Source organism: Bradyrhizobium sp. PRIMUS42 (genome assembly GCF_023006515.1).
GTDB lineage: Bacteria > Pseudomonadota > Alphaproteobacteria > Rhizobiales > Xanthobacteraceae > Bradyrhizobium.
In genome coordinates, this window is the sequence record NZ_JALBGZ010001101.1 from 1 (window position 1) to 1,434 (window position 1,434).

Below are 1,434 nucleotides of genomic sequence, written 5' to 3' on the forward strand. Positions count from 1 at the left end.
TGTTGCGTCTGCCCATGGATGCATGCGTCCCTAAGATCAGGCCAACGGCGTACGCTCCCTTTCTTCTCATCCAGTGATCTTCACCGAAAGTTCTATGTTCTGGGTCGCGCCGCTGATCGGCGGCGCGCTGGGCGGGGTGATCTATCGCTGGCTCAGCGAGGAGCCGGCTGGCGTCGTCGCGGGCGCGAAGACGGCGTAGAGAGCGTTTTCGAGCGAAGTGGATACCGGTTCGCGTCAAGAAAACGCGTCAAACAAAAACCGCGAGGCGGGATCGCAGCGAATGCTGCGGTCCCGCTACTTGCTCTTCGTCGGTCTGACTTCGGTGACGTGGCCCATCTTGCGGCCGGGGCGCGGCGTGCCCTTGCCGTAGATGTGCACCGTGGCGCCGGGGACGGTCAGCCACTTTTCGTGATCGTTGATCTCGTCGCCGATCAGGTTGGTCATGGTGACGATTTCGCCGTGGCGTACCGGCTTGCCGAGCGGCCAGCCGGCGATGGCGCGGATGTGCTGCTCGAATTGCGAGACGGACGCGCCGTCGAGCGTCCAGTGCCCGGAATTGTGCACGCGCGGGGCGATCTCGTTGACCAGCACCTTCGGTCCGGTGCCATTGGCGAGCACGAACATCTCGACGGCGAGCACGCCGACATAGTCGAGCGCGCTCGCGATCTTGCCGGCAATGCTGCGCGCCTCTTCGGCGAGCGAATCCGGGATCGACGCGGGAGCGCGCGATATCTTCAGGATGTGGTCGCGGTGCTCGTTCTCGGTGACGTCGAAACACTCGACCTCGCCCGTGGCCGAGCGCGCGGCAATCACGGAAATCTCGCGCTCGTATGGCACGAAGGCTTCCAGGATCGCGGATTTGGTGGCGAGGCTGGTCCACACCTTGGCGATGTCGTCGCCCTCGCGGATGATGGCCTGGCCCTTGCCGTCGTAACCGAAGCGGCGCGTCTTCAACACCGCCGGAAGACCGATCCGGACGATCGCCTCGCGCAGCGAAGCCACCGAGGTGACGTCGGCGTAAGCGGCCGTACCGATGCCGAGCCGCGTGACAAAATCCTTCTCGGCGAGCCGGTCCTGGGTGGTCTCGAGAATCTTGCGGTTGGGCAGCACGGGGCGGCGCGCATCCAGCACCATCGCAGCCGCGGCCGGCACATTCTCGAATTCGTAGGTGATGACGTCGACGTCGTTGGCGAACAGTTCGAGCGCTTCGACATCGGCATATTCGGCGCAGGTCGCGTTCAAGACGACGTCGAAGGCCGGCGAGTCCGGATCGGGCGAGAACACCTGGCAGCGCAGGCCGAGCCGCGCCGCAGCCATGGCCAGCATCCGGCCCAATTGTCCGCCGCCAAGGATTCCGATGGTGTCGCCGGGCTTCAGCTTCACGTGCCTGGTGTCGGTCACGCCTTGTCCTCCGGGCGCTCGGCGACTGCCTCG

Annotated in this window: 1 protein-coding gene and 1 pseudogene; one reads left to right on the forward strand and one right to left on the reverse strand. The window is 65.2% G+C overall.

Features of this window, described 5'->3' with window-relative positions; all coding sequences use genetic code 11:
- Positions 1-94 precede the first annotated feature (94 nt).
- Positions 95-199, forward strand: a pseudogene (locus MOV75_RS37995) (aquaporin); the annotation flags it as partial.
- A gap of 95 nt (positions 200-294) precedes the next feature.
- Here MOV75_RS37995 and MOV75_RS38000 read toward each other — a convergent pair.
- Positions 295-1,401 carry a 5-(carboxyamino)imidazole ribonucleotide synthase gene (locus tag MOV75_RS38000; protein WP_246930117.1) on the reverse strand — a complete coding sequence of 369 codons (1,107 nt, stop codon included), beginning with the start codon at positions 1,399-1,401 and terminating at the stop codon, positions 295-297.
- Between the last annotated feature and the right edge of the window lie 33 nt (positions 1,402-1,434).